Here is a 24,611-nt window from a genome sequence, read left to right as displayed (position 1 = left end):
ACCACATACATGTCTGATCCCTATGCAATTCTCGGCGTGTCCAAGGGCGCGAGCGAAAAGGACATCAAGAGCGCGTACCGCAAGCTCGCCAAGGAACTGCACCCCGACTACAACAAGGACAACGCGGTCGCCGCCGCGCGTTTCTCCGAAGTGACGCGTGCCTATGACCTGCTCTCGGACAAGGACAAGCGGGCCAGGTTCGATCGCGGCGAGATCGACATCGACGGCAATCCGGCAGCGCCGTTCGGTTTTGGCGGAGGCGGCGGCTTTCGCCAGCAGGGCCGCACCAGCGAGAATGCGGGCTTTTCGGGCTTTGGCAACGACGGCGTCGATTTTGCCGATATCTTCGACGGGCTGTTTGGTGGCCTGGGCGGCGGCAGCACCTATCGCGGCGGCGCCGGCGGCGCACGTGGGGCTGCGCCCAAGGGCGCGAATGTCGCCTACAAGCTGGCGGTCGACTTCACCGATGCTGCAGCGCTGAAGCCGCAGCGGATCACGCTGGCCGATGGCAAGACGATTGACCTCAAGCTGCCCCATGGTGTCGAGACCGGCACCAATATGCGGCTCACCGGCAAAGGCCAGCCGGGCCCCGGTGGCGCGGGCGATGGCATCGTCACGATCGAGGTCCGCCCTCACCGCTTTTTCCGCCGCGATGGCGACAACGTACGGCTCGACCTACCGATCTCGCTCAAGGAAGCGGTGGCCGGCGGTGAGGTGCGCGTGCCAACGGTCGATGGCGCGGTGATGATGAAGATCAAGCCGGGCAGCCAGTCAGGCCAGCAGATGCGGCTCAAAGGCAGAGGCTTTCACGGCAAGGCCGGAGTGCGCGGCGACCAGATCATAGAGCTGCAAATCCGCCTGCCCGAGGGCGGCGATGCCGCGCTGACGCAGTTCGTAGAGGGTTGGCAGGCGGACTATGATCCGCGCGCGGGCCTGACGGCCTGAAGCTGCGCGATAGAATGGCAATTCGCGATCTGTTGAAGCCAGAGAATTTCAGGGAGAACCTGACGCGGTCACGCGCCATCGCGGTCGAAGTGGTTGGCAACGCCTTCGAGCATGGCGGTGTGGTCGCGGGCAATTTCGCCTATCTGGCGCTGCTCACGATTTTCCCGTTCTTCATCGTCGCTGCCGCTCTGGGGGGTGTGTTTGGCCGCAGCGATTACGGCCAGGATGCCGTCAACGCCTTTCTCGCCGCCGTCCCCCCGAGCATGGCATCGGTTATCGCAGCGCCCATCGAATCGGCGATGACCGCGCGCACTGGGCTGCTGCTTTGGCTGGCGGTCATCGTGGGGTTGTGGACCACCGGAAGCCTGATCGAATCGATCCGGGCGATCATTCGCCAGGCCTATGACGCCACCTCGGACAAGCCGTTCTGGCGCTATCGCCTCGGATCTCTAGCGCTGATCATCATCGCGGTGATCGCGACCATGCTCGCGCTGAGTGTGCAGGTCGTCTTGGTTGGAGCCGCTGAAGTCATCGCCGCCAGCGTCGGCTTTCCAGAAAACGCGCTGTCGCTCGTCGCGTTCAGCCAACTGTTCACCTTCCTGGTGCTGCTGGCGATGCTGTATCTGGTCTTTGGCATGCTGACCCCCACCGCATATCGGCGCAAGCGCCATCCGATCTGGCCGGGACCTTTGTTTATCAGCATCTGGTGGATGGCAAGCCTTGCGCTGCTGCCGTTTTTCCTTAGCAACTTCGCCAACTACGACCTGACCTATGGCAGCCTGGCCGGCGTGATGGTCAGTCTGATTTTCTTCTTCCTCATCGGCTTTGCTATGGTAATCGGGGCCGAACTGAACGCGGCGATCGCACGTGCGCGCGGCGGAGCGCCGCAAGAAGCTGCTAATGAATAAGGATGTTTCCATGAACGGATTGATGCAGGGCAAACGCGGCCTCATCATGGGGCTTGCCAACAACAAGTCCCTGGCCTGGGGCATCGCCCAGCAACTGGCAGCGCAGGGCGCAGAGCTCGCCTTTTCCTATCAGGGCGAAGCTTTGGGCAAGCGCGTGATCCCGCTGGCGGCTGAACTCGGCAGCGATTTCACCTTCGAATGCGACGTTTCGGATATGGACGCGCTCGATGCCGCGTTCGAGACCTTGGCAGCACGTTGGCCGACGATCGATTTCGTCGTTCACGCGATCGGCTTTTCGGACAAGAACGAGCTTCGCGGGCTGTATGTCGACACCAGCCTCGACAATTTCCTGATGACGATGAACATCTCGGCCTATTCGCTGGTCGCGGTCGCCAAGCGCGCGCGGCCGATGATGACCAATGGCGGTTCGATCGTGACGCTGAGCTATTACGGCGCGGAAAAGGTCATCCCGCATTACAACGTCATGGGCGTCGCCAAGGCCGCTTTGGAAGCCAGCGTCAAATACCTCGCCAACGATCTGGGCCGCGAAAACATCCGCGTCAACGCGATCTCCGCCGGCCCGATCAAGACGCTGGCCGCCAGCGGTATCGGCGACTTCCGCTACATCCTCAAATGGAACGAATACAACTCCCCGATGCGCCGCAACGTCACGATCGACGATGTCGGCGGCGCAGGGCTTTACCTGTGCTCGCATTTGTCCTCGGGCGTCACCGGCGAGACGCACCATGTCGATGCAGGCTATCACGTCGTCGGGATGAAGCAGGAAGACGCCCCGGACATCGCGCTGGACCAGTAGCAACCGTTGGCCAGCCCATCTGGACAGCGAAGGCACAATCCCGCAAAGCGCGGGCGATCATCCTGTGTCTGACTGGACTTACCCATGAGCTTCAACACCTTTGGCCGCGTGTTTCGCTTTACCACTTGGGGGGAGAGCCATGGCCCTGCGTTGGGCGCGGTGGTGGATGGGTGCCCTCCGGGGCTGAGCCTGAGCGAGGCGGATATCCAGCCGTTTCTCGACGCGCGTCGTCCGGGGACCTCGCGCTTCACGACGCAGCGGCAGGAGCCCGATGCGGTGCGGATACTCTCAGGCGTGTTCGAGGGGCGGACCACCGGAACGCCGATCAGCCTGATGATCGAGAATGTCGACCAGCGCTCAAAGGACTATAGCGAGGTCGCCAAGGCCTATCGTCCCGGTCACGCCGATTACGCCTATGACAAGAAATACGGCTTCCGCGATTATCGCGGTGGGGGCCGATCGAGCGCACGCGAAACCGCAGCGCGCGTCGCCGCAGGTGCCGTCGCCCGACTCGCCATCCCCGAAGTCACGCTGATCGCCTATGTCGCCGAACTTGGCGGCGACTGCATCGACCCGGCGCGGTTCGATGCCGCCGAGATTGCGCGCAACCCGTTCTTCTGCCCCGATCCCGAAGCAGCCAAGCGCTGGGAGGCCAAGGTCGATGCCGCGCGCAAGGCGGGCAGTTCGCTGGGCGCCGTGGTCGAATGCGTCGCAACCGGCGTGCCTGCAGGCTGGGGCGCGCCGCTCTATGCCAAGCTCGACAGCGAGCTGGCCGCCGCGTGCATGTCGATCAACGCGGTCAAGGGCGTCGAGATCGGCGATGGTTTCGCCGCCGCCCGGCTGAGCGGAGAACGCAACGCGGACCCGATGCGGCCGGGCGCGAACGGCGACCCCGAATTCCTCGCCAACCATGCAGGCGGCATTGCAGGCGGCATCTCAACCGGGCAGCCGGTGGTGGTGCGGGTCGCGTTCAAGCCGACCAGCTCGATCCTCACCCCCGTCGAAACGATCACACGGCAAGGCGATGCCAGCGAAATCATCACCAAGGGCCGCCACGACCCGTGCGTCGGTATTCGTGGCACTCCCGTGGTGGAGGCGATGGTCGCGCTGGTGCTCGCCGACCAGAAACTGCTGCACCGCGCGCAGTGCGGTTAAACGCGCCCTGAGACGCCAAACCGCCTCCAGTTGACGTAAACGTAACAATTCACCGAACAGCGATTGCCTCGCAACCGCTTCTGTGTCTAGCATGTCTCCGCAAGCAGCCACCCGCTCGAAAAGGCAGAAGGTGGCGCGACTGGAGAGTGAATGACCGTGACCCCCCAAGGGGCAGGCGAAGCGTTGCCGCCGCCCGGAATAGCGACATCTGCCAGCAAGGCAGCAGCTCCCCCTGCAACGGCTGCCGTTCCGCGCGTCATGCTGTGGACGCTGCTGATCATTTATATCTTCAACTTTCTTGACCGGCAGATCGTCTCGATCCTTGCCGAGCCGATCAAACGCGATTTCGGACTTAGCGATACCCAGTTGGGGCTGATGACCGGGCTAGCCTTTGCGCTATTCTACACGCTGCTGGGCATCCCCATCGCGCGCTATGCCGACAAATCGACCACCAACCGGGTATCGCTGATCGCGTGGTCGGTGGCGATCTGGTCGGCGATGACGATGGCATGCGGCATGGCGCGGACCTTTCCGCAACTGCTGCTGGCGCGGGTCGGCGTCGGCGTGGGCGAAGCCGGGTGCACGCCAGCTGCGCATTCGCTGATCAGCGACTGTGTCCCTCCGGAAAAACGTTCGTCGGCGATAGCGTTTTACGGCCTTGGCATTCCCATCGGATCGTTGTTGGGCATGGTGATCGGCGGTGGCCTTGCCGATGCCTATGGCTGGCGCACCGCGTTCATGGCCGTCGGACTGCCGGGGGTCGTGCTGGCGCTGCTGGTCCCGTTCCTGATGAAGGAACCACGCCGGGCGGGAATGGTCAAAGGAGCAAAACAGGCGGCGGCCAAGGTGCAGGTGCCGGTGGGCGCGGCGCTGCGCGAGCTCGCGACCTCCCGCTGCTTCGTGCTTTTGTGCCTGGCTGGCGGGGTCACGGCGTTCCTGTCGTACGGCAAGGCCGTGTGGGTCGCGGTGCTGTTCATCCGCACGTTCGAGCTGAGCCCGGGCGAAACCGGGCTGTACTTGGGAGTCAGCGCAGGCGTTGCGGGGATGATCGGCACGTGGCTCGGCGGCAAGCTCGCCGATCATTTCGGCAAGCGTGACCGCAAGCATCTGCTGACCGGCCCCGCGGTCGCGATGGCGGTCGCCGCGCCGATCCTGTTCCTCGCCTACTCCGCTACCGACTGGCGGGTGGCGATGGCCCTGCTGTTTTTGCCGACGATCATGAACGCGATGTATTATGGCCCGGCCTATGCCTGTGTACAGGGTCTGGTCCGCCCCGAACTGCGCGCGGTGGCGGCATCGGTGATGGTGTTTGCGCAGAACCTGATCGGGCTTGGCCTGGGTCCGCTGCTGTTCGGTATGATGTCCGATGCATTCCAGCCGCTGGCAGGCGCGGACAGCGTACGCTGGGTTCTGTATGGTGCCGCCTGGCTTGGACTGATCCCCGCTTTTCTCTTTTGGCGCGCGAGTTTGAGGCTGACACGGGAACTCAAGAGCGGGTAGAGCGTGGTGCGATAATGTGGTGAAGGGGGACCACACGGCACATGGATGACATCCGCCAGTTCATCGAAACATGGCAGGCCGTGATAGGTCTGGTCATCCTGGGGCTGATGTTCGTCGGCTTCGTCATGGAACGCTTCCCCGCCGCGGTCATCGCGATTTTGGGGGCATGCACGTTCCTGTTTCTGGGCATTATCGATTCCAGACAACTGTTTTCGGTATTCTCGAACAGCGCGCCGATCACCATCGGTGCCATGTTTATCCTGTCGGGAGCGCTTTTGCGCGCCGGGACGATCGACGCGATCGCAGGGGCCATCATCCAGCGGGCTGCCAAGCACCCAAGGCGGGCGGTGGGAGAGATGTTCCTCGGTGTCTATGTCGCATCGGCGTTCATGAACAACACCCCGGTGGTGGTGGTGATGATCCCGATCATCCTCAAACTGGCGCAGGCGACCGGCTATTCCGCAAAAAAGCTGCTGATCCCGCTGAGTTTCGTCTGCATACTGGGCGGCACGACGACGCTCATCGGAACATCGACCAACCTGATCGTCGATTCGGTCGCACGCGGCAGCGGGCTCACGCCATTCGGGATCTTTGAAATCACGCCTTACGGACTGATCGCCGGCGTTGCTGGCATGATCATGCTCGCCGCGTTCAGCGCGTGGTTGCTCCCCAAGGATAGCGATGGCCTCGCCGACAACGCGGGAGACGAACTCTTTCTGACCGAACTGACCATCCGCAACGCGTCCACTATGCGGGGCAAGGCTCTGGCAGATACCGCCATAGCCAAACGCTCCAAGATCACGGTGACGGCGATCAAGCGCGAAGGGCGTTATATTCGCCACAACCTCTCGTCAGAGGTGCTGCAGGCAGACGATGTCCTGGTGATCCGCACCGAGTTGCCCGAGTTGATGTCGCTGCGCAAAAGCGACGACGTCAAGGTCGGCATCGTGCGCAAGGGCGACGTCGGCGCGATGGGCGAAGTCGTCGTGGAGGCGATGGTCGCGCCCAGCCACCCCAGCATCGGCAACCGGCTGTACGACATTCCGTTTCTGTCGATGCTCAACGTCCGGATCCTGGGGCTAAGCCGCTATCGCAACCTGCCGCGATCCGATTTGCCCAACGCCAAGATTCACGCCGCCGACAAGCTGATCGTCACCGGAGCCAAAGCGGATATTGCCCGGATGTACGAAAACCCCAACCTGTTCGGTGTCGCCAGTACGAGCGCACGCGCGTTCCGCCGCGACAAGGCACCGCTCGCCATCGGTGCGCTCGCCGGGGTGGTGATCCTGTCGGCGTTGAACGTCATGCCGATCGAGGTTGCGGCGATCCTCGCGGTGGGTTTCATCCTCGTCACGCGATGCATCGATGCCGAAGAGGCGTGGAGCTCGATCGATGGCAACGTGCTGGTACTGATCTTCGGCATGCTCGCGGTCGGGTTGGCGCTCGAGGAATCGGGCAGCGTGACGATGGTGGTGGAAACGCTGGCGCCCTATCTCGCCAACGCCCCGGTCTGGGGGGTCGTCTTCGCGGTCTATGTGCTGTCGGTCTTGCTCACCGAGATCATCACCAACAACGCGGTCGCCATTCTGGTCACCCCGATCGTCATCAAGCTAGGGACCGATCTCGGCATCGATCCGCGTCCGCTGGTGATCGCGGTGATGTTCGCCGCCTCGGCGAGCTTTGCCACGCCGATCGGCTATCAGACCAACACGTTGGTCTATGCGGCCGGCGGATATCGCTTCACCGACTTCTTCAAGGCCGGTATTCCGTTGACGATCGGCGTGGGGCTTGCCACCTGCTTCGCGATTATCATGCTGAGCTGATCGACCGGTGCGATTGCGCCACCGGGATACGACGTCTAACAATAACAGCTCTCAACGATCAGGGGATGCGATTTGGGTTTCTGGTTTCGTATTCCATTGTGGCAGCGCGTCATCGCTGCCCTCATCCTTGGCATCATCACCGGCTTGGTCTGGGGCGAAGGTGCGGTCGCGATCAAATGGATCGGCGATCTCTTCATCCGGGCGATCAAGATGCTGGTCGTCCCGCTGATCTTCTTCTCGCTGGTCGCAGGCGTCGCCTCGATTGGCGATATCCGCAAGCTCGGCGCCGTCGGCGGCCGTGCGATGCTGCTGTTTCTGGTCACAGGTCAGCTGGCGGTGGTCCTGGGGCTGACGCTCGGCACGCTTATCCAGCCGGGCCTGGGCGTCGATGCGAGCCTGGCCGGTGTCACCACGCCGCCCGCCCTGCCCGAAACCTCCGTGACCGACATGATCCTGAAAATGGTGCCGGAAAACGTCGTCCAGGCCATGGCGACGATGGACGTGCTGGCGCTGATCGTCTTTTCGCTGCTGCTCGGCATCGGAATCCTGATGGCCGAGAAAGACGGCGAGCCCGTCGCCAGGATCTTCGATTCGGGCGCCATCATCATGCAGAAGGTGACCATATTGGTCATGGAGCTGACCCCGTTCGGCGTCTTCGCGCTGATGGCCTGGGTCGCCGGAACCTTCGGCTTTGAAGGATTGATCCCGCTCGCCAAGCTGGTGGCGCTCAATTACATCGGCTGCGCGATCATCATCCTCGTGCTGTATTCGGCGATGATCAAGTTCATGGCCAAGCTGCCGGTGATCGATTTCTTCCGCGGCATGATTGATGCGATCGCGGTGAGCTATTCCACGGCATCGTCCAACGCCACCCTGCCCGTGACGCTGCGCTGTACCCAGCGCAATCTGGGCGTGTCACCCAGCGTGTCAAGCTTCGTGGTCTCGCTGGGCGCCACGATCAACATGAACGGCACCGCGATGTACCTGGGCCTCGCCACCTTGTTCGGTGCGCAGATCTTCGGCGTGGACCTGAGCTGGGGCGACTACGCGATGATCGCGGTGACATCGACGCTGGGCGCAGTCGGCGCGGCGGGAATTCCGGGAGCTGGCCTGATCATGATGGCATTGGTGTTCGGGTCGGTCGGGGTCCCGCTGGAAACGATCGCGCTGGTGGCAGGTGTCGATCGTATCATGGACATGATCCGCACCACCACGAACATCACAGGCGATGCGGCAGTGGCGGTGACGGTCGCGGCGATGACCGGCGAACTCAACCGCGAGGAAATGATTTCCGACGACGATATCTGAAGGCCTGAGGGCTTCAGTCCAAGCGCCCCCCTCAAAGCCCTCCAAAGCCTGGGTCAGTTGCCCTTGGGCTGCTTGATCAGCTTGACCGGGGTGAACTGGCCAAGGCCACAGCTGGCACCCGGCATAAGGCCTCCGCCGACATTCTGGAGCACTGTAATGATGTCGACATTGCACAGCTGGGTGAGCGAGGTCGAATAGGTGAACGACCGGTCGAAACCCAGTCCGCCGCACTGATTGGGCAGCTCGTTGCGATAGACCCTGCCGCCGCTCATCATGAAATCGATGGTGCGATTATCGCGCACCGAGGTGTTGCGGATTTGCGAAAGGTTGATGCAGCTGATTGGCTCGCCGATCACCTCGGCTGCCGGCACCCGAGATTTCGCCGGAGCGTCGGGCTGGGCCAGCGCCAATGGCTGCAAGGTGAACAATGCGGCCCCGGTAGCGATCATTCCTGCGGCGATCAGGCGGCGGTTCAGCGGCATGGCGGCGGTCCTCCAAGAATCAACGTATCGATTCATGCGCCAGTTCGCCTTGCAGAGCCATGAACAGCAAGTTCCCTGCGTCCAGTGGACTCAGGCGGCAATAATCTCCGCCAGCACCGCCAGACAATCATGCGCCAGCAGCTTGGACCGCTCGGGGCTCCAGCCCTGGTCGGGATCGGGCAGGTCGTCATTGTCCTTGAAGGGCATTTCCAGCGTCATCGCCACGCAGCCATGTGACGGCCCGAAGCGTTCGGCCAGTTGGTTGGTCGACATCGACAGGTTGGCCCTGCCCGCCGGTGCGCGCGGATAGCCTTGGCTGGTCTGGAAATCGGGGGTGCGGCTGGCGAGCAGATCGCGGAACCGCTCGTAGCGCGTGCCCTGGTCTTCGGTCCAGGAAGGGGTGCCGTCAAAGCCTGCGATAAAGACATGCGGGATCGCTTCATCGCCGTGCACGTCCATCGCCCAGTGCACACCGGACTGGTCCATAGCGTCGCGCACGCACAGAACTTCTGGGCTGCGCTCAGCGCTGGGCTCGTTCCATTCCCGGTTCAGGTTCACGCCTGCAACATTTGTCCGCAGATGACCGCGGCATGAACCATCAGGGTTCAAATTGGGAACGACGTGAACAGTACATTTGCTGCGCAACATTCGCGCGTGTGGATCGGCAGGGTCGGTCAGCTTCTCCAGCGCGCCCTCCATCCACCATTCGGCCATGCTCTCGCCAGGATGCTGCCGGGCATAGAGCCAGACCTGCAACGGCCCCTCGCCCATTTCCAGACAATCGATCGGTTGGCCTTCGATGCTCAGGCCAAGCTCGTGGTGACGAACCCCCGGGCGGCTGGCCATCTCGGCGACCAGATCATGATGCCTTTCCATCGAATAAGGCGCGAAATAGGCGAACCAGGCGACGCCACCGGTCATCTGGTAGAGAATGGTCAGGGTGCCCGCGTCTGCATCATAGGCTGTCTCGGCGCGCCCCCAATAATCCCGGTCTTCGCTAACACACGCGCGGTAACCAGGCCAGCCGCCGGGATAGGCTGAGTCCTTGAGGCCGGTGATCACCAGTTCCAGCTCATCGCCCGGCTGTGCGGCAACACGGAAGTGGAACCACTGGAAGAAGTCCGAATCCTTGTCCTTGCGAATCGCAAGCTCGGCTCGCCAACTGCCCGATGGCGTCGGGGAAACCGAATGGACGATGATGTTACCGGAATCGAAGGCGCAAGAAATGCTGGGAATTTTGTCTTGAGTCATGGGACCTTGATAGTCTCTCCGGATTCACCGGGGAACCCTGTAAACAAACCTTCCGAGAGTTTGGCAGCATTCAGCTGGGTTTCGGCCATCGGAGTGCCGGCCTTGGCTTCAACCATGGCCCGCCCCTCCCACAGCACGGCTCCGTCACCGGAGCGAATATCGGCCAAAAGTTCGGTCGAAATACGCTCCTTTGGAGCGCCCCCCAGGTTGATGCCGACGCCGACACCCAGGCCCGATCCAAAACTTCCGGTTCCGCCGCCCACTCCGACATTCACCGGATTGCGTTGACCTCCGCCGGGCACCAGGACGCTCCGCTCGACCCGGATCGTCGCGGTTTGCGTATCGCGGCCACCAGCCGCACCAACAGGCAGCACCTGATAGCCGATGCGCCCCAGTTCCCGTTCGACCGCGGTCGCATAGCTGCGATATTCAAGCGACAGCAGATCCATGCCCTCTCCCGCAACGACGCGAATCGATCCACGGCCCAGTTCACCGGACCGGTCGGGCGACACAAAGCGCACCGCCTCGACGGGACCTGCCGACGAAACGCAGGCACCTGCCAGCAAAGCCAGCCCGGCAGCAGCGCTCACCGCAAAGCTGCGGGTTGTGCATGAAAATCCCATGATGTTCGCGCCCTTTTCTTTTACGGCGAGCCGCGCTCGCTGCAGACTGCTTAACGCAACCTCCGATGAATGACCAATGAAGCGGATAAAAATTGGTTCCGCAATTGGCTGCGATGCTTGACTTTGGTTCCCCTCCCACGTATCCGCGCCGCTTTCCGGCATGGAAGCTCCAGCACGGCATTCGCGTAGGTTGCGCGCGGTCGCCTTGGGTTTTTCGCTGCCTCAAAAGTTTTCAATCAAGGGCCTGAACGTCATGAAGATTCGCAATTCGTTGAAGTCGCTCAAGGATCGTCACCGCGATAACCGCGTGATCCGCCGCCGCGGCCGCACCTATGTGATCAACAAGACCAACCGTCGCTTCAAGGCCCGCCAGGGCTGATACGGCTGGCGCTTACCCGGAGGGTATGCGCACGTCCTTGAAGTTGCGAAATCCATAAAAAGGCTCCGGCAGGCTCCGGGGCCTTTTGCTTGGGCGTTTTGGGGGGAAAGCCGATGCAGCCGGTCGATACCATCATCTTCGATGTGGGGAACGTCTTGTTCCGATGGGACATTCGCTGCCTCTATGCGAAGCTGATCGATGACGAGGCTGAGCTCGACCACTTCCTGACCAACGTGCTGACGCTCGACTGGCATGACCAGCATGATGCCGGGCGTCCCATTGCCGATATCGTCGACGAACTCGCCGCCGCTCATCCGCAGCACGACGCGCTGATCCGGGCCTACGAGCCCCGCTGGCTGGAGACGATCCCCGGGCCGGTGCCGGGAATGATCGACCTGGTCGAGCGGCTCGCGCTGCTCGGCGTTCCGATCTTCGGCATCACCAATTTCGGATCGGACCTGTGGCGAAAGTTTCGCCCCACCGCGCCGGTGTTTGACCTGTTCCAGGACATCGTCGTTTCGGGCGACGAAAAGATGACCAAACCCGGTGCGGCGATCTACCACCTGGCCATCGACCGCTTCGGGATCGAACCCGCGCGAACGCTGTTCATCGACGACCGCGAGGCGAACATCCACGGCGCGATCGCCTGCGGCCTGCAGGGTCACCTCTTCCGCGATGCACAGACGTTGCATGCCGACCTGTCAGCACGGGGACTGCTCGATATTGTGACTACGTGAACGCTGCTGCCCACCCTGGCGCACGAAGACCCCTTTGACGCGTTTCTGCTGGTGCAAGCGCGACAATGCGGGGCGCGGCTGTTCATCCGCGATCGGCTGCTGCTTGTGCGCCCGCTTGCCTATCAATCGTTGTAGCCCTTCAGTTCCTCGCCGGTCAGCGTGACGATGTGCAGCACATTGGTCGATCCCGGCGTCCCGAACGGCACACCGGCCAGGGCAATGATCCGGCCGCCGGCATCACCAAAGCCATGCCGCAGCGCCATGCGCTTGCCCTTGCCGATCATCTCTTCAAAGCTGCCGATATCGCGGGTCACCACCGGATAGGCGCCCCACAACAGCCCGACACGCCGCGCGGTCTCGCGCGACGGGGTGAGCACCATCACCGGCACCGAGGGCCGCTCACGCGACACCCGCCGCGCGGTCGATCCCGACAGGGTGAAGCACACTATCGCGCTCACCCGGACAGTCTTGGCGATCTCGCTGCACGCTGCCGACAGCGCGTCCGCCGTGGTCGAATCGGGCAGCGTCTCGATGAAATGCACCCGCGCGGCATAGCCGGGGTCGCTTTCCACCTGGGTGGCGATCCGGTCCATCATGCTGACCGCAAGCTCGGGCCATTCGCCCGCAGCGGTTTCCGCCGAAAGCATCACCGCATCGGCACCGTCATACACCGCATTGGCCACGTCGGACACTTCCGCGCGGGTGGGTGACGGGCTGGTGATCATCGATTCGAGCATTTGTGTTGCCACCACCACCGGCTTGCCCGAGCGGCGCGCGGTCTCGACGATACGCTTTTGCATCACCGGCACATCTTCCGGCGCCATTTCCACGCCGAGGTCACCGCGCGCGACCATCACCGCATCCGATATCTCGATGATCTCTTCAAGCGAGTTCAGCGCGGCAGGCTTTTCGATCTTGGCGATCAGCGCCGCCTTGCCGCCGATCAGGCTGCGCGCCTCGGCAACATCATCGGGCCGTTGGACGAAGCTGAGCGCGATCCAGTCCGCACCCATTTCCAGCGCAAACGCCAGATCGCGGCGGTCCTTTTCGGTCAGTGCTGCCATCGGCACCAGGCTGTCGGGCACATTGAGCCCCTTGCGGTCCGAGATGAACCCGCCGACTTCGACCGAGCACAGGATCTCGCTTTCGCCGGGGCGCAGCACACGCAACACCATCTTGCCATCGTCGATCAGCAGCCTCTGGCCCTTGTCGAGCGCGGCGAATATCTCCTTGTGCGGCAGATAGGCGCGTTCGTCATTACCCGGGGCCGGATTGGAATCGAGCGTGAAATGCTGGCCGTGCTTGAGGAGGGCCTTGCCGCCTTCGAAGGTCCCGACGCGAAGCTTTGGCCCCTGCAGGTCGCACAGTATCGTGATCGGCCGCTGCAGCTTGGTCTCGATCTGGCGGATGGTGTTGATCGTGTTGGCGTGCGTGGCGTGATCGCCATGGCTCATGTTCACGCGGAACGCATCGGCACCGGCGCGGAACAGCCGCTCGATCATTTCGGCGCTGCTGCTGGCGGGCCCCAGCGTTGCGAGAATCTTGACCTTGCGGCTGCGCTTGGCGATAGTCCTGCCCACTGAAATCCCCCGAACTGGTCTGAGCTGCGACATCGTGCGTCGCAGCGGTAAAAGCTCAGCGATGCTTAGGCCAGAGCGTCACCAATCGCAAAACCGTTCTGGAAAATAATGTGATGACAAATGCCGCCCCTACCCCGCCTGCCCCTCCGTCCGATGTCGATATCCCCGACGATGTGGCCGCCGCAGCGTTTCGCCGTCTGGTCAGCCACCTGCGCCACCGGCATGATGCGCAAAACATCGACCTGATGGGTCTGGCCGGGTTCTGCCGCAATTGTCTGGCAGACTGGGTTCAGGACGCTGGCGGCGCCGAAGATCGCGAATCTGCCCGCCGACTGATCTACGGGATGGACTTTGCGACATGGAAGTCGCGCTATCAGGGCGAGGCCAGCGAAGAACAGCTTGCACGGATGAAGGAAAGCGTGGCGAAGAACGCCGACCACCCTTAAGGGGACGGTCCACCATTTTAGCGTCGGGAGATTCGCCTGGCGCCTCACCCGAAATGAAAGACATATCATGAGCGAACCCATCATGTCGGCTGACGACCAGCTGCGCCTTTTCATCGAACGCATCGAGCGTCTGGAAGAAGAGAAAAAGGGCGTCGCCGACGATATCCGCGACACCTATGCCGAGGCGAAATCGCAAGGCTATGACCCCAAGATCATGCGCCAGATCGTGCGCCTGCGCAAAATGGAACCACATGACCGGCAGGAAATGGAACTGATCCTGGATACGTACAAAGCGGCTCTGGGCCTGGGCTGAGCCCCCGCCTGACCGAACACGATGGCGGCGCTGCACATCCGTAATGCCGATAGGGCGGACGGCGCAGCGCTCGCCGCGATCTATTCACCGTACGTCACCGACACCTGGGTCAGTTTCGAAACGCAACCTCCCGATGCCGCCGAAATGGCGGCGCGTATCGTCAGCTATGGCCAATCGCACGGCTGGATGGTGGCAGAGCTTGACGGCATAGTTGCAGGCTATGCCTACGCCAGCCCGCACCGCGTCCGTTTGGCCTACGCTACCTCCGCCGATGTCGCGATCTACGTCGCGCCTGCCGCCCAGGGCCAGGGGCTTGGCCGCGCACTGTACACCGCCCTGTTCGACCGCCTGCGCAGCCGCTCGATCCATGCGGTATTCGCCGGGATCGCGCTTCCCAATGCTGCCAGCATCGCGCTGCACGAGGCGATGGGCATGGTTCCGGTGGGGATCTACCGCGAAGTTGGATGGAAGCTGGGCGGCTGGCGCGATGTCGGCTGGTGGCAGCGGTTGCTATGACCCGTCCGGCTAGTGTAAAGGCGCGCACCAGCAATCGCATCCACTCAACTGAACAGGCAGAACTCCGCCATGGCAGGCCATAGCAAATTCAAGAACATCATGCACCGCAAGGGCGCGCAGGACAAAAAGCGCTCGGCGATGTTTTCCAAGCTCAGCCGCGAAATCACCGTGGCCGCCAAGATGGGCATGCCGGATCCTGACATGAATCCGCGCCTGCGGCTCGCGGTCAACGCCGCCAAGGCACAGTCGATGCCCAAGGACAACATCCAGCGCGCGATCGACAAGGCATCGGCCGCCGGCGGCGAAGACTATGAAGAGATCCGCTACGAGGGCTATGGCCCGGCGGGCATCGCGCTGATCGTCGAGGCGCTGACCGACAACCGCAACCGCACCGCAACCAACGTGCGCACCGCGTTCAGCAAGAATGGCGGCAACCTTGGCGCATCGGGTGCGGTCAGTCACGGCTTCGACCGCATGGGCCTGATCACCTATCCCGCCAGCGCCGGTGACGAGGAAAAGGTGCTCGAGGCCGCGATGGAGGCTGGCGCCGACGACATCGAATCCACCGAAGATGGCCACGACATCTGGACCAACATGGAAGACCTGCACGCCGTGTCCGGTGCGCTGGAAAAAACGCTGGGCGAAGCCGAAAGCGTCAAGCTGGCCTGGCGCCCGCAGGTCCGCGTCGATGTCGCCGAAGCCGATGCGCAGACCTTGTTCAAGCTGATCGATGCGCTGGACGATGACGATGACGTCCAGACCGTCTGGGGCAACTACGAGGTTTCCGACGAGGTGATGGAGAAGCTGGGGTAGCTCAAAAAAAGCCCCTCCCCTTCAGGGGAGGGGTTGGGGTGGGGAATGGACAACAATGTTCGATTGGCATTGTTCGCGAAGGATTTACGCAACCACGAGGTGGGACAATGCCTCGAAGCAGTGTTGGACCTCATTCTGGAAAAATTGAACACGATGCCAGATCGGTGGCCTGGGAAGTTACTTCCCCACCCCAACCCCTCCCCTGAAGGGGAGGGGCTTTAGATGATCATCCTTGGCATTGACCCCGGGCTTGGCACCACTGGCTGGGGGGTGATCCGATCCGAGGGCAACCGGCTCAGCCATATCGCCAACGGTCAGATCAAGACCAACGCCAAAGCCGCGCTGCCCTCGCGCCTGCTGGAGCTTGATACCGCGCTGGCGGCGATCATCACCGACTATCGGCCCGACAGCGCGGCGATCGAGGAAATCTACGTCAACAAGAACCCCCAATCGACGCTCAAGCTGGTGCAGGCACGGGGCGCTCTGCTGCTGGGCCTGGCGCGTGCGGGTCTGAGCGTCGGCGAATATGCGCCGCGGTTGATCAAGAAGGCGATCGTGGGCACCGGCGCGGCTGAAAAAGCGCAGATCGATGCCATGGTGAAGGTGCTGCTGCCCGGGGTGAAAATTGCAGGGCCCGATGCGGCTGATGCGCTGGCCGTGGCGATCACGCATGCGCATCTGGCGGGGCGCGAAAAACTGCGCTAACCCGCTCGTCTCGCGCGCAAGCGAGCAGAAAGTGTCCACATGATCGCCAAACTCACCGGAACACTCGACAGCATGGGGCATGATCACGCGGTGATCGATGTCGGCGGTGTCGGCTATCTGGTGTTTGCCTCGTCACGCACGCTTTCGGGCCTGTCCGGCAAAGGCGACAGGGTCGTGCTGCACACCGAAATGCAGGTCAGCGAGACCGACATGCGGCTGATCGGCTTTGCTTCGGCCAGCGAGCGCGATGGCTTCCGCCTGCTCACCGGCGTGCAGGGCGTGGGATCAAAGGTGGCGCTCGCCATCCTCTCCGCGCTCACCCCAGAAGAACTGGCCCGCGCTGTAGCCCAAGGCGACAAGGCGATGATCGCGCGTTCGCAAGGCGTAGGCCCCAAGCTGGCGCTGCGCATCGTCAACGAGCTCAAGGACAAGATGGGCGCACTGTCGCTCGGCCCCGCCGGCATCGGCATCCCCGCCCTGGTCGGCAACCACGCCGCCGACGCGGTCTCCGCGCTGCAGAACCTGGGCTTCAAGCCCGCTGACGCGGCCCGCGCCGTGGCTGGCGCGGAAGAGGAGCTGGGCGATGGCGCAAGCCTGGATGCACTGGTGCGGTTGGCGCTGAAGAAGGCGGCGCGGTGATGGCAGGCAAGCTATGGCTGCTCACCTTTAGCCTCGGCTTGGGTGCGGTCTCAGCAACGCCTGCCTCCGCATGCCCTGGGACTTTTGCCTACCGTTCCGTTGTTGTGAACAATTAATGCCGAAGCCTTGGCTTGCAATCTTGATGAAACCGATGCTGCGATCAGACGCAATCTGGATGAGATGGAAAAAAAGAAGCCCACGCCACCATCTGCCATCCCCCCGCAGCATTGAGTTATCTTTAGCAGCGCAGTGAAGCGCCATCGCTGGACTTGGCCCCGCGTTCGTCTATATTTCTGCCCCATGACCGACATGACCATCTCGGTGTCGCCTGCCCTGAAGCAGTGGATCGACGAACGCGTCGCGCTTGGCCAGTACGCCGATGCTGCCGAGTATATGCACGACCTGCTGCGGCGTGATCAGGCCGACACGTCCTGGCTTCGAGCCCGGATAGAGGAAGGGCTTGCCTCACCTATCATAGATGCCGAGCCCGAAGACGTTCTCGACGCGATCATGGCCGAAGACCCCGATCTGCGTGGCTAGGCTGCGCATCGCTGCCGCGGCGCAGGAAGATTTGCGCGACATCAGGAATTACAGCAAAGCCGCTTTCGGCACTGTCACAACCCGCCAGTATCTGATCGGGCTGCGGGCGACCTTCGGCTAGCTGCGGGAATGGCCGCTAATTGGTACATCTGAAAAACGTCTGGGTTTCGCAATGCGCAGTTTCGGGTACAAGTCGCATCGCATCTATTTTCGCGGCGCGGATGACGAAGTTCTGATCGTTCGCATTTTGCACCATGCCAGAGACGTACCCAGCATAATGACCGCAGAACAATGACCACAGACCGCCTGCTCACCCCCGACCGCATCCCTGAAGACCAGGATGCCGCGCTGCGTCCCAAGACGCTGGCCGAGTTTATCGGCCAGGCGGCGGCGCGCGATAACCTACGGGTGTTTATCGAAGCGGCGCGCGGACGGTCCGAGGCGCTTGACCATGTGCTGCTGTTTGGCCCCCCCGGCCTCGGCAAGACCACACTGGCGCAGATCATCGCGCGCGAGATGGGCGTGGGGTTTCGTGCGACGTCCGGCCCGGTCATCGCCAAGTCCGGGGACCTTGCGGCCCTGCTCACCAACCTCGAAGAAGGCGATGTGCTATTTATCGACGAGATTCACCGGCTCAATCCGGTGGTCGAAGAAGTGCTCTATCCGGCGATGGAGGACCGCGCGCTGGACCTGATCATCGGTGAAGGGCCATCGGCGCGCAGCGTGCGGATTGACCTTCCTGCCTTCACGCTGATCGGCGCGACAACCCGGCAGGGGCTGCTCACCACGCCCTTGCGCGACCGGTTTGGCATCCCGGTGCGGCTGAATTTCTATACGGTTGAGGAACTGGAAGCGGTGGTCACGCGCGCTGCAAGGCTGCTGGGCCTGGGCATTGCCGCAGATGGCGCGACCGAGATCGCCCGGCGCGCACGCGGCACCCCGCGCGTTGCGGGACGGCTGCTGCGCCGGGTGCGCGATTTTGCCAATGTCGCGGGTCAGCCGATGGTCGATGCGCGCGCCGCCGATGCCGCCCTCACCCGGCTCGAGGTCGACCGGCTGGGGCTTGACGCAATGGACCGGCGCTATCTGATGATGATCGCGGACATCTATCGCGGTGGTCCTGTGGGCGTCGAGACGCTGGCCGCCGGCCTGTCCGAACCGCGCGACACGATCGAAGATGTGATCGAACCCTATCTGATCCAGCTCGGTCTGATCGCCCGCACCGCACGCGGCCGCTGCCTAAATGCGCGCGGCTGGAAACACCTCGGCCTCAACCCGCCCGAAGGCGCGCAGGAAGGCCTGTTCGACCTCTAGGGGTTGGGCCTCCGCCAGCTACGCATCTGGCAAGGACCGTTACACAACCTGTTTTGCGTGCCTCGACCGAGCTCCCGGAACAAACCCCATTAACGGGCGAAATACAGAGCATAACGCGGCCAATGGATAACAGATCTTAGGGGTGCTTTATCCGCATCGTGATCTGTTCGCCCTGCGCTCGTTGTAGAGCTTTGCAAACACCGGAGCACTTACCAGCTCAATTTCATGTCAGACCTCTGACATGTATGGCCTGGCCATTCGCTGAAATGTCGAACCGCAACAAAAAAAGGCAGCGCGTCTTGCGACACGCTGCCTTTCTGAGATCAATCTGATCGTTACGATCAGAAGCGCATTGTCGCGCCAACGTTGAACCGGCGACCGATCGCGTCGTAGGTCGACGGGAAGGTGTTGCCGCTGTTGAACGAGGTCGAACCGATGGTGTTACCAACATCAGGCGGATTCTTGTCGAACAGGTTGGAGACCGTTGCTGTGACGCGCAGGTTGTCCGTGATGGCGAAACGCATCGACAGATCAAAGTAATCGTACGCAGGAATAGTTTCGTATGCGTCAAACGTCGATGTCGGTGTGGTGTTCTGCAGAGGCTCGACTTCCATACCGTCAATGTGACGCCACAGGAACGACACATCCACCGCTTCGAAGCTCAGCGTGGTACGCAGGTTCCAGCTGAATTCAGGCTGCAAGCTAGCGCAAGCAACGCTGTAGAAGCCAACACACTCGCGGTTGACTGAGATCTCGGTTGCCTGGAACTTCGAAGTGTTCGTCCAGTTGCCGTTGAAGTTCAAGTTCAGAATAGCGAAGTCGAGGTCCGTCCGATAATTCAAGCTGAGATCGATACCATTGGTTTCGATCGCACCCCGGTTGGAAAGGCCAAGGAAAGGTCCAAATGTGGTATCGTTCGGACCGCTCAGACCGCCGGTGAGCGGGTTACGCAGGATCGCCAAGCAAGCTGGCTCGGCGGCATTTGTGTTATTGAAATAGCAAGTGTCAATAACGTCCGCCTGCGAAGGCGAGCTAATGGCCCGAGTGATATCGATATCGTAGTAATCCACTGTCATCGTGAAGCCGGGCAGGAAGCGAGGCTCGATCACGGCGCCCACGGTCAGGGTATTTGCACGTTCCGGATCCAGCAGCGGATTGCCGGTAAAGGTCGTGTTGATCTGACCAGCAACAGGTGCCGGGATGCTACCCAGCGCGGCGGCGGGAGAGCCCGACTGCGCAAGCGATGCGGCACAAACTGCCGCACTGACACCGCGAGCAGCAATCTGAGCGAGCGTACCCTGGCAGGGGTCAACTGACCGGTTAGACAGCTGCACTACTTCGGGCTGGAAAAGTTCAGCCAGATTTGGCGCACGAACGGCTCGCGAAAATACGCCGCGGAAGCGGATATCTTCAATCGGTGCCCAAGTTGCACCAGCCTTGTATGTCCAGTTGCCACCCGATGTCGAGTAATCCGAATAGCGAACGCCGCCTTCAACTGACAGAAGATGGAAGAAGGGACGGTCCTGAACCAGCGGAATGTTGATTTCGCCGAAGACTTCGTAGCTGTCATATGAACCAGAAATCGGCAGAGCAGCAGCACCCGCACCCAGAACTGCACCTGGCTGGGACGAGATGCCATCACCGAACGACGAGCCCGAATACTTGCGATATTCACCACCGACAGCGATGCCGATCGGTTCGTTCGCAAACGGGCTGGTCACACCGAAGTCACCACTGATCGTGCCCTGTACGTTGGCAAGCGCGGTGTCGGTAAATGCAAAGGTCGGAACGTTGATGAAGTTGAACATTTCAGGCGTGATGCTGCCTTCAATCCCAAACAGGTCAAACGGAACACATCCGCCGGTGTTCACATTACAAGCATCTGTCGACTGTGCGCGAAGCGCTTGCTGCAGACGATCGCGCGAACCCTGGTTCAGGGCGGTGTTAACACGCGACGACTCGCCGTAGGTTCCGTTCAGGTCAAAGCCGAGGCTATCCGTGATTTGACCCCGGACGCCCGCAGTGACCTGGAATGTCTGCGTGGTGAAAGTGGTCAAACGCGGACCGGCTTCGGTGAAACGACGACCGATCTGGGTATTGATTTCACGATAACCTGCCTGGCCGGGAGCTGCAGTCGAAGCAACAGCGCATTCGGCAGCGGTAATTCCGGAAGACGTGCAGAGCTGGTTACGCATTGACTGCGTAAGGAACGGGTTGCTGAGCGGAACGCTCAATGCCGAGAAGAACGAGCCCGAAGGCGCGATGATCTGACGAACGGTGTTCTTGGTATACAGCGCGCTGGTATACAGCTCGATGTTGTCGGTGACTTCATACCGCGCCTTGCCGAACACGCTGAAACGCTCGAGCGGGGTCTGGAAGACGTTTAGCGGGTTGAAGTTGAAGTTGGTCAAGGTGCCAACGTCAAACCCAGTACCATCGGCATTCACGCTACCGGTGAATGGGAACAGGATCGACGCGGGGGTGGCAGTTGCCGAACCCTGCGGAAGGCCAGTTACCGAACTGCGGCTTTCACGGCCGATGGCACGGTTGCCCTGCAAAACAGGGTCGGTATCTGCATAACCGACGCTCAACACGGCGTTACCGCGACCGTCGTCGAAGTTGGCACCGATGGTCAGGTCGGTACGGAAGGTTTGACCGTCGCCTTGCTCGGCAACGCCAAAGCCAGCAAAGGCTTCAATGCCTGCGAAGTCGTTCTTGGTAATAAAGTTGACAACACCTGCAATAGCATCGGCACCATATACGGTCGATGCACCGCCGGTGAACACTTCAACGCGCTCGATGAGAGCAACGGGAATAATATTAAGGTCGGTAACGCCGCCTAGGGTTGCAGGAACGATACGCTGACCGTCCATCAGGATGATATTGCGGTTGGAACCCAGGCCACGCAGGTTGAGCGTTGCCGAACCGTTTGCGCCGTTGTTCACGCCGGGGCCGATGCTGGGAACGGCGCCAGGAATTTCGCGCAGCAGTTCTTCAGCCGAAACCGACTGCTGGTAATCGAATTCGTCAGAACCGATCGAAAGCACGGGGCTGGACTGTTCGAGGTTGGGATTGCTGATGCGCGAACCGGTGACGACAATCGTACCCTGATTGGTGGCAGCAGCCTGCTCTTCCTGCACTTCCTGCGCGAACGCTGGAGTTGCAACCGCCACTGCTCCGACGAGAATGCTCGTCGAAAGGAGGCCGGTTTTGAAAATCGATGTCATATGACGTTTCCCCTTGGATGCCCGCAACGTCAGCGTCGCGAATGAAACCTGTATGTGTTGCCGATGGCTTGTTGCGCCATCTTGACCTTGGGTTTAGGGGGAGATTGCGGCGTCGTGCAACCATTTGACGGGGTTAGCGTTGCCTTTTCTCCCGGGTGTAGCAAATAAGTCACAATCTATTCTGAGGCATACCCTCTGGCCGGATGCCTGAAAAAATCGTTGCGACACGCACCAACAAGCAACAAGACTTGAGCAGATCGGCTCTTCGCCAAAGCAGGATATTGACATGCGCCTTGCCATAATCGTCGCCGCCACCGGGACTTTGTGTCTGACCCTACCTGCGGCGGCCCAATCGAAACAAAATGATCCCGCCCTCCCTTCGCCAGAGATCTTCCAGGCTCTCGAGCGTTGTCGGACCGTCACCGATAGCACTGCCCGCCTTGCATGTTATGACGACGCCGCTGCCAAACTCTCGGCCGCGGTTTCTGCCAAACAGGTGTACGTTGTCGAGGAAACCGAGGTCAAAAAGACCAAGCGATCGCTGTTCGGCCTGCGGCTGCCTGATCTTTCGCTTTTCGGCAGCCAGACCGATGGCCCTGATTCGTCACTTGAAACGACCATCAAGAGTGTACAGCAGCAGCGAAACGGCCGCTGGTTGATCGAGATCGCCGAAGGCGCGTTCTGGCAGACGACCGAACCCGTTCCTTTCAATCCGAATGTCGGAGACAACATCGATATCAAGGCGGGTGCCATCGGAAGCTTCTTTGTCAAAATCAAAGGACGGCGCGCGGTTAAGGCGATTCGTGTTCAGTAATTGCGTGGTCGCGCGAGCAATGCGCCGTCAGCAATGCTGCACCACAGCATTTGACAACAGCACCCTGCGCACATACCATCCTGCGATCCCCAACCCCCGACTTCCGGGCCTGCGATGAGGGCAATATTTATGAGATCACTCTTTGCATTTGCAATTCTGACGTGTGCAACCGGAACGGTTGCTTACGCAGCCGACGCACCAGCAGTCACCAAGGTCGCTGCAGCCGCTGACGACGAAGCCAGTGGCGCCGCAGATGAAAATAAGATGATCTGTCGCAAGTCTATTGCAACCGGATCAAGACTCGCAAAGAAAAAGACCTGCATGACGCAGCGCGATTGGAATCGCTTGCAGGACGGCGCCAGAGAAGGCGTTGACGGCTTTACCCGCGGTGGCACGGCTGGTGCCGCAAATTCCGGCACCTGACTGGCTTATTGGATAACTTGCTGGCGATTTCCGAAGCGCTGACTTCGGGCTCGCCAGCGGTTGTTTGGATTAGTTTCGATTAGGTCAGCTCGCGGACATGCTATGCGCTGCCTCAGCACCGCACGAATTTAGGCCAATCCTAGTTTGGGCCGATCCTAGTTTAGGCCAGTCCCATTGCAGGCCAGGGCTATTTCTGGGTCCCCATCGGCGGGACCAGCATCTGCGGATCGATCCGCGCATCGTTCCACTTCATGCTCCAATGCAGATGCGGGCCAGTGACGCGCCCGGTTGCGCCGATACGGCCGATCTGCTGACCCTGGCGCACACGGTCGCCATCTTTCACGTCAATCGACGAGAGGTGAAGGAACGCGCTGTTGAGGCCCATTCCGTGATCGATCATCAACAGATTGCCTTCAAGCGAGAACGGGGTTTGTGCAGCGAGGATGACCACGCCGTCTGCAGGTGCCACGACCGGCGCGCCGATAGGGCCTGCGACATCGACACCGCTGTGAAACGCCCCCGGCTCGCCCGCATAGATGCGCTGTGAACCGAATATCCCCGACACCCTGCCCTTGGCCGGCCAGATGAACGGCTGACGCCAGCCCGGGCTGTCCGAATTGCGCAGCCGCGCCGCAGCGATCATTTCGAGCTCGGGCCTGCGCCGCGCCATGAAGGCTTCGCTTGGCATTCCGCCACGAGCCGCCACCGCGATGAATTCCCTGCGCCAGGACCTGGGTTCAATCGCCAGCGGCTCGGTCGCCACCTCACCATCGGCAAAGCTGACCGTCAACACGCCCAGCGCCGCTGCGTCACGATTGAAGCCGATCACGAATGCGCCATCCTCGGCCAAGGGAACCTTGACCCCGTCCAGATCGAGACCGACAACGCCTTTGGGTGCGGTCCCGCGCAACAAGGCGCCTTGCATGGGCGCTGCGTTCAGTCGAATCCCGCTCTGCAGCGGGCGCACAGCACCGAACGGCCGGGTCAGGAAGTCGGGTCCATCGCCCTGCTGGATTACCGGTTGTACTTCCTGTGCCGCAGGCGTGTTCTGGGCCAACGCCGGTCCGGCCAGGTTTGCAAGGATCAGGCTCGTGGCAAGGCCGGTGCGCGCCATACGATCAACCCTTGCCCAGCGCGGCGCGGACCGAGATCTCGCAGGTCGCATATGGCTCCTGCCGCTCAACGCTCCAGTAGCGCAGGTCTTCCAGATCGATCCGGTGGCCGGTTTCGGCACACAGCACATGGTCGCCAGGGCTCAGCAGCCGAAAGCCGTTGGGCATATAGTGCAGGCGCGCAGGCCGATCACGGTTGGACATCAGCATTGTGGGATCATGCTCCATTATTTCTGTATCG

The 24,611-nt window shown here is 61.6% G+C and carries 27 protein-coding genes; 20 read left to right on the top strand and 7 right to left on the bottom strand.

Annotated features, from left to right (window positions below):
* Positions 1-9: 9 nt before the first annotated feature.
* The 7 genes from IEW00_RS06160 to IEW00_RS06130 all read left to right on the top strand — a co-directional run bounded on the left by IEW00_RS06160 (position 10) and on the right by IEW00_RS06130 (position 8,456).
* Positions 10-945, top strand: a complete 936-nt coding sequence (locus tag IEW00_RS06160) for a DnaJ C-terminal domain-containing protein (protein ID WP_188513497.1) — start codon at positions 10-12, stop codon at positions 943-945.
* Positions 946-959: 14 nt separating this feature from the next.
* Positions 960-1,853, top strand: a complete 894-nt coding sequence (locus IEW00_RS06155; RefSeq protein WP_188513496.1) for a YihY/virulence factor BrkB family protein — start codon at positions 960-962, stop codon at positions 1,851-1,853.
* 10 nt (positions 1,854-1,863) lie between these two features.
* Entirely contained in the window at positions 1,864-2,670 is an 807-nt protein-coding gene (gene fabI / locus IEW00_RS06150; RefSeq protein WP_188513495.1) for an enoyl-ACP reductase FabI, read from the top strand.
* A gap of 84 nt (positions 2,671-2,754) precedes the next feature.
* On the top strand, positions 2,755-3,825 hold the full coding sequence (aroC, locus tag IEW00_RS06145) for a chorismate synthase (RefSeq protein ID WP_188513494.1): 1,071 nt from the start codon (positions 2,755-2,757) through the stop codon (positions 3,823-3,825).
* A 150-nt stretch (positions 3,826-3,975) separates the two neighbouring features.
* Positions 3,976-5,325, top strand: coding sequence for a spinster family MFS transporter (locus tag IEW00_RS06140; protein WP_188513493.1), 1,350 nt, complete (start codon positions 3,976-3,978; stop codon positions 5,323-5,325).
* 41 nt (positions 5,326-5,366) lie between these two features.
* Positions 5,367-7,148: an SLC13 family permease gene (locus IEW00_RS06135; RefSeq protein ID WP_188513492.1), complete on the top strand. Its 1,782-nt coding sequence runs from the start codon at positions 5,367-5,369 to the stop codon at positions 7,146-7,148.
* 72 nt (positions 7,149-7,220) lie between these two features.
* Positions 7,221-8,456, top strand: coding sequence for a dicarboxylate/amino acid:cation symporter (locus IEW00_RS06130; protein WP_188513491.1), 1,236 nt, complete (start codon positions 7,221-7,223; stop codon positions 8,454-8,456).
* A 53-nt stretch (positions 8,457-8,509) separates the two neighbouring features.
* Here IEW00_RS06130 and IEW00_RS06125 read toward each other — a convergent pair whose 3' ends face one another.
* The 3 genes from IEW00_RS06125 to IEW00_RS06115 form a co-directional block, all read right to left on the bottom strand.
* A complete protein-coding gene (locus IEW00_RS06125; RefSeq protein ID WP_188513490.1) occupies positions 8,510-8,938 on the bottom strand; it encodes a hypothetical protein in 429 nt (142 codons plus the stop codon).
* 90 nt (positions 8,939-9,028) lie between these two features.
* On the bottom strand, positions 9,029-10,189 hold the full coding sequence (locus IEW00_RS06120) for a M14 family metallopeptidase (protein WP_188513489.1): 1,161 nt from the start codon (positions 10,187-10,189) through the stop codon (positions 9,029-9,031).
* Entirely contained in the window at positions 10,186-10,974 is a 789-nt protein-coding gene (locus IEW00_RS06115) for a DUF4136 domain-containing protein (protein ID WP_229736846.1), read from the bottom strand. The genes IEW00_RS06120 and IEW00_RS06115 overlap by 4 nt, the downstream gene beginning before the upstream one ends.
* A gap of 91 nt (positions 10,975-11,065) precedes the next feature.
* Between IEW00_RS06115 and ykgO the strand changes: the two genes are divergently transcribed.
* Together ykgO and IEW00_RS06105 are read left to right on the top strand one after the other, a co-directional pair.
* Positions 11,066-11,191 (top strand): type B 50S ribosomal protein L36, encoded by a 126-nt coding sequence (gene ykgO, locus IEW00_RS06110; protein ID WP_003046794.1) that lies wholly within the window; start codon positions 11,066-11,068, stop codon positions 11,189-11,191.
* Between the two features lie 113 nt (positions 11,192-11,304).
* Entirely contained in the window at positions 11,305-11,928 is a 624-nt protein-coding gene (locus IEW00_RS06105; protein ID WP_188513488.1) for an HAD family hydrolase, read from the top strand.
* 122 nt (positions 11,929-12,050) lie between these two features.
* Here IEW00_RS06105 and pyk read toward each other — a convergent pair whose 3' ends face one another.
* A complete protein-coding gene (gene pyk, locus IEW00_RS06100) occupies positions 12,051-13,541 on the bottom strand; it encodes a pyruvate kinase (RefSeq protein ID WP_188513487.1) in 1,491 nt (496 codons plus the stop codon).
* Positions 13,542-13,621: 80 nt separating this feature from the next.
* Here pyk and IEW00_RS06095 point away from each other — a divergent pair, with 80 nt between their 5' ends.
* The 9 genes from IEW00_RS06095 (at position 13,622) to ruvB (ending at position 18,794) form a co-directional block, all read left to right on the top strand.
* Positions 13,622-13,954, top strand: a complete 333-nt coding sequence (locus IEW00_RS06095; protein ID WP_188513486.1) for a DUF1244 domain-containing protein — start codon at positions 13,622-13,624, stop codon at positions 13,952-13,954.
* Between the two features lie 67 nt (positions 13,955-14,021).
* Positions 14,022-14,267: a DUF2312 domain-containing protein gene (locus IEW00_RS06090; RefSeq protein ID WP_054134403.1), complete on the top strand. Its 246-nt coding sequence runs from the start codon at positions 14,022-14,024 to the stop codon at positions 14,265-14,267.
* Between the two features lie 21 nt (positions 14,268-14,288).
* Positions 14,289-14,783, top strand: a complete 495-nt coding sequence (locus IEW00_RS06085) for an arsinothricin resistance N-acetyltransferase ArsN1 family B (protein ID WP_188513485.1) — start codon at positions 14,289-14,291, stop codon at positions 14,781-14,783.
* A gap of 69 nt (positions 14,784-14,852) precedes the next feature.
* On the top strand, positions 14,853-15,596 hold the full coding sequence (locus IEW00_RS06080; RefSeq protein ID WP_188513484.1) for a YebC/PmpR family DNA-binding transcriptional regulator: 744 nt from the start codon (positions 14,853-14,855) through the stop codon (positions 15,594-15,596).
* 222 nt (positions 15,597-15,818) lie between these two features.
* A complete protein-coding gene (gene ruvC / locus IEW00_RS06075; RefSeq protein WP_188513483.1) occupies positions 15,819-16,301 on the top strand; it encodes a crossover junction endodeoxyribonuclease RuvC in 483 nt (160 codons plus the stop codon).
* 39 nt (positions 16,302-16,340) lie between these two features.
* Positions 16,341-16,940, top strand: coding sequence for a Holliday junction branch migration protein RuvA (gene ruvA, locus IEW00_RS06070; RefSeq protein WP_188513482.1), 600 nt, complete (start codon positions 16,341-16,343; stop codon positions 16,938-16,940).
* A gap of 300 nt (positions 16,941-17,240) precedes the next feature.
* On the top strand, positions 17,241-17,480 hold the full coding sequence (locus IEW00_RS06065) for a ribbon-helix-helix domain-containing protein (protein WP_188513481.1): 240 nt from the start codon (positions 17,241-17,243) through the stop codon (positions 17,478-17,480).
* Between the two features lie 172 nt (positions 17,481-17,652).
* Entirely contained in the window at positions 17,653-17,775 is a 123-nt protein-coding gene (locus IEW00_RS17670; protein WP_188513480.1) for a type II toxin-antitoxin system RelE/ParE family toxin, read from the top strand.
* Positions 17,772-18,794, top strand: coding sequence for a Holliday junction branch migration DNA helicase RuvB (gene ruvB, locus IEW00_RS06055; RefSeq protein ID WP_188513479.1), 1,023 nt, complete (start codon positions 17,772-17,774; stop codon positions 18,792-18,794). The genes IEW00_RS17670 and ruvB overlap by 4 nt, the downstream gene beginning before the upstream one ends.
* A 341-nt stretch (positions 18,795-19,135) precedes the next feature.
* On the opposite strand, the gene IEW00_RS06050 is transcribed toward ruvB, so the two are convergent.
* Positions 19,136-22,021 carry a TonB-dependent receptor gene (locus IEW00_RS06050; RefSeq protein WP_188513478.1) on the bottom strand — a complete coding sequence of 962 codons (2,886 nt, stop codon included), beginning with the start codon at positions 22,019-22,021 and terminating at the stop codon, positions 19,136-19,138.
* Positions 22,022-22,307: 286 nt separating this feature from the next.
* Between IEW00_RS06050 and IEW00_RS06045 the strand changes: the two genes are divergently transcribed.
* Complete coding sequence (locus IEW00_RS06045) at positions 22,308-22,835, top strand: hypothetical protein (RefSeq protein ID WP_188513477.1); 528 nt, start codon at positions 22,308-22,310, stop codon at positions 22,833-22,835.
* Positions 22,836-22,964: 129 nt separating this feature from the next.
* Entirely contained in the window at positions 22,965-23,258 is a 294-nt protein-coding gene (locus tag IEW00_RS06040; protein ID WP_188513476.1) for a hypothetical protein, read from the top strand.
* A gap of 187 nt (positions 23,259-23,445) precedes the next feature.
* Here the strand turns inward: IEW00_RS06040 and IEW00_RS06035 are convergent, their stop codons facing one another.
* Positions 23,446-24,372 (bottom strand): M23 family metallopeptidase, encoded by a 927-nt coding sequence (locus IEW00_RS06035; protein ID WP_229736844.1) that lies wholly within the window; start codon positions 24,370-24,372, stop codon positions 23,446-23,448.
* 4 nt (positions 24,373-24,376) lie between these two features.
* Positions 24,377-24,580: a DUF2093 domain-containing protein gene (locus IEW00_RS06030; protein ID WP_188513475.1), complete on the bottom strand. Its 204-nt coding sequence runs from the start codon at positions 24,578-24,580 to the stop codon at positions 24,377-24,379.
* Positions 24,581-24,611: the final 31 nt, after the last annotated feature.

This window comes from Blastomonas aquatica (assembly GCF_014639875.1).
Lineage (GTDB): Bacteria > Pseudomonadota > Alphaproteobacteria > Sphingomonadales > Sphingomonadaceae > Blastomonas > Blastomonas aquatica.
This window is presented reverse-complemented; position numbering and strand designations above follow the sequence as displayed.

What these genes read in the sequence shown, in the direction of transcription:
- ruvA (WP_188513482.1), top strand. Translation starts at nt 16,341, where the DNA reads ATGATCGCCAAACTCACCGGAACACTCGACAGCATGGGGCATGATCAC.
- IEW00_RS06045 (WP_188513477.1), top strand. Translation starts at nt 22,308, where the DNA reads ATGCGCCTTGCCATAATCGTCGCCGCCACCGGGACTTTGTGTCTGACC.
- aroC (WP_188513494.1), top strand. Translation starts at nt 2,755, where the DNA reads ATGAGCTTCAACACCTTTGGCCGCGTGTTTCGCTTTACCACTTGGGGG.
- IEW00_RS06065 (WP_188513481.1), top strand. Translation starts at nt 17,241, where the DNA reads ATGACCGACATGACCATCTCGGTGTCGCCTGCCCTGAAGCAGTGGATC.
- IEW00_RS06155 (WP_188513496.1), top strand. Translation starts at nt 960, where the DNA reads ATGGCAATTCGCGATCTGTTGAAGCCAGAGAATTTCAGGGAGAACCTG.
- IEW00_RS06050 (WP_188513478.1), bottom strand. Translation starts at nt 22,021, where the DNA reads ATGACATCGATTTTCAAAACCGGCCTCCTTTCGACGAGCATTCTCGTC.
- IEW00_RS06030 (WP_188513475.1), bottom strand. Translation starts at nt 24,580, where the DNA reads ATGCTGATGTCCAACCGTGATCGGCCTGCGCGCCTGCACTATATGCCC.
- IEW00_RS17670 (WP_188513480.1), top strand. Translation starts at nt 17,653, where the DNA reads ATGCGCAGTTTCGGGTACAAGTCGCATCGCATCTATTTTCGCGGCGCG.
- IEW00_RS06115 (WP_229736846.1), bottom strand. Translation starts at nt 10,974, where the DNA reads ATGCCGGAAAGCGGCGCGGATACGTGGGAGGGGAACCAAAGTCAAGCA.
- ruvC (WP_188513483.1), top strand. Translation starts at nt 15,819, where the DNA reads ATGATCATCCTTGGCATTGACCCCGGGCTTGGCACCACTGGCTGGGGG.
- ykgO (WP_003046794.1), top strand. Translation starts at nt 11,066, where the DNA reads ATGAAGATTCGCAATTCGTTGAAGTCGCTCAAGGATCGTCACCGCGAT.
- IEW00_RS06085 (WP_188513485.1), top strand. Translation starts at nt 14,289, where the DNA reads ATGGCGGCGCTGCACATCCGTAATGCCGATAGGGCGGACGGCGCAGCG.
- IEW00_RS06105 (WP_188513488.1), top strand. Translation starts at nt 11,305, where the DNA reads ATGCAGCCGGTCGATACCATCATCTTCGATGTGGGGAACGTCTTGTTC.
- fabI (WP_188513495.1), top strand. Translation starts at nt 1,864, where the DNA reads ATGAACGGATTGATGCAGGGCAAACGCGGCCTCATCATGGGGCTTGCC.
- pyk (WP_188513487.1), bottom strand. Translation starts at nt 13,541, where the DNA reads ATGTCGCAGCTCAGACCAGTTCGGGGGATTTCAGTGGGCAGGACTATC.
- IEW00_RS06040 (WP_188513476.1), top strand. Translation starts at nt 22,965, where the DNA reads ATGAGATCACTCTTTGCATTTGCAATTCTGACGTGTGCAACCGGAACG.
- IEW00_RS06160 (WP_188513497.1), top strand. Translation starts at nt 10, where the DNA reads ATGTCTGATCCCTATGCAATTCTCGGCGTGTCCAAGGGCGCGAGCGAA.
- IEW00_RS06035 (WP_229736844.1), bottom strand. Translation starts at nt 24,372, where the DNA reads ATGGCGCGCACCGGCCTTGCCACGAGCCTGATCCTTGCAAACCTGGCC.
- IEW00_RS06140 (WP_188513493.1), top strand. Translation starts at nt 3,976, where the DNA reads ATGACCGTGACCCCCCAAGGGGCAGGCGAAGCGTTGCCGCCGCCCGGA.
- IEW00_RS06090 (WP_054134403.1), top strand. Translation starts at nt 14,022, where the DNA reads ATGAGCGAACCCATCATGTCGGCTGACGACCAGCTGCGCCTTTTCATC.
- IEW00_RS06135 (WP_188513492.1), top strand. Translation starts at nt 5,367, where the DNA reads ATGGATGACATCCGCCAGTTCATCGAAACATGGCAGGCCGTGATAGGT.
- IEW00_RS06125 (WP_188513490.1), bottom strand. Translation starts at nt 8,938, where the DNA reads ATGCCGCTGAACCGCCGCCTGATCGCCGCAGGAATGATCGCTACCGGG.
- ruvB (WP_188513479.1), top strand. Translation starts at nt 17,772, where the DNA reads ATGACCACAGACCGCCTGCTCACCCCCGACCGCATCCCTGAAGACCAG.
- IEW00_RS06095 (WP_188513486.1), top strand. Translation starts at nt 13,622, where the DNA reads ATGACAAATGCCGCCCCTACCCCGCCTGCCCCTCCGTCCGATGTCGAT.
- IEW00_RS06080 (WP_188513484.1), top strand. Translation starts at nt 14,853, where the DNA reads ATGGCAGGCCATAGCAAATTCAAGAACATCATGCACCGCAAGGGCGCG.
- IEW00_RS06120 (WP_188513489.1), bottom strand. Translation starts at nt 10,189, where the DNA reads ATGACTCAAGACAAAATTCCCAGCATTTCTTGCGCCTTCGATTCCGGT.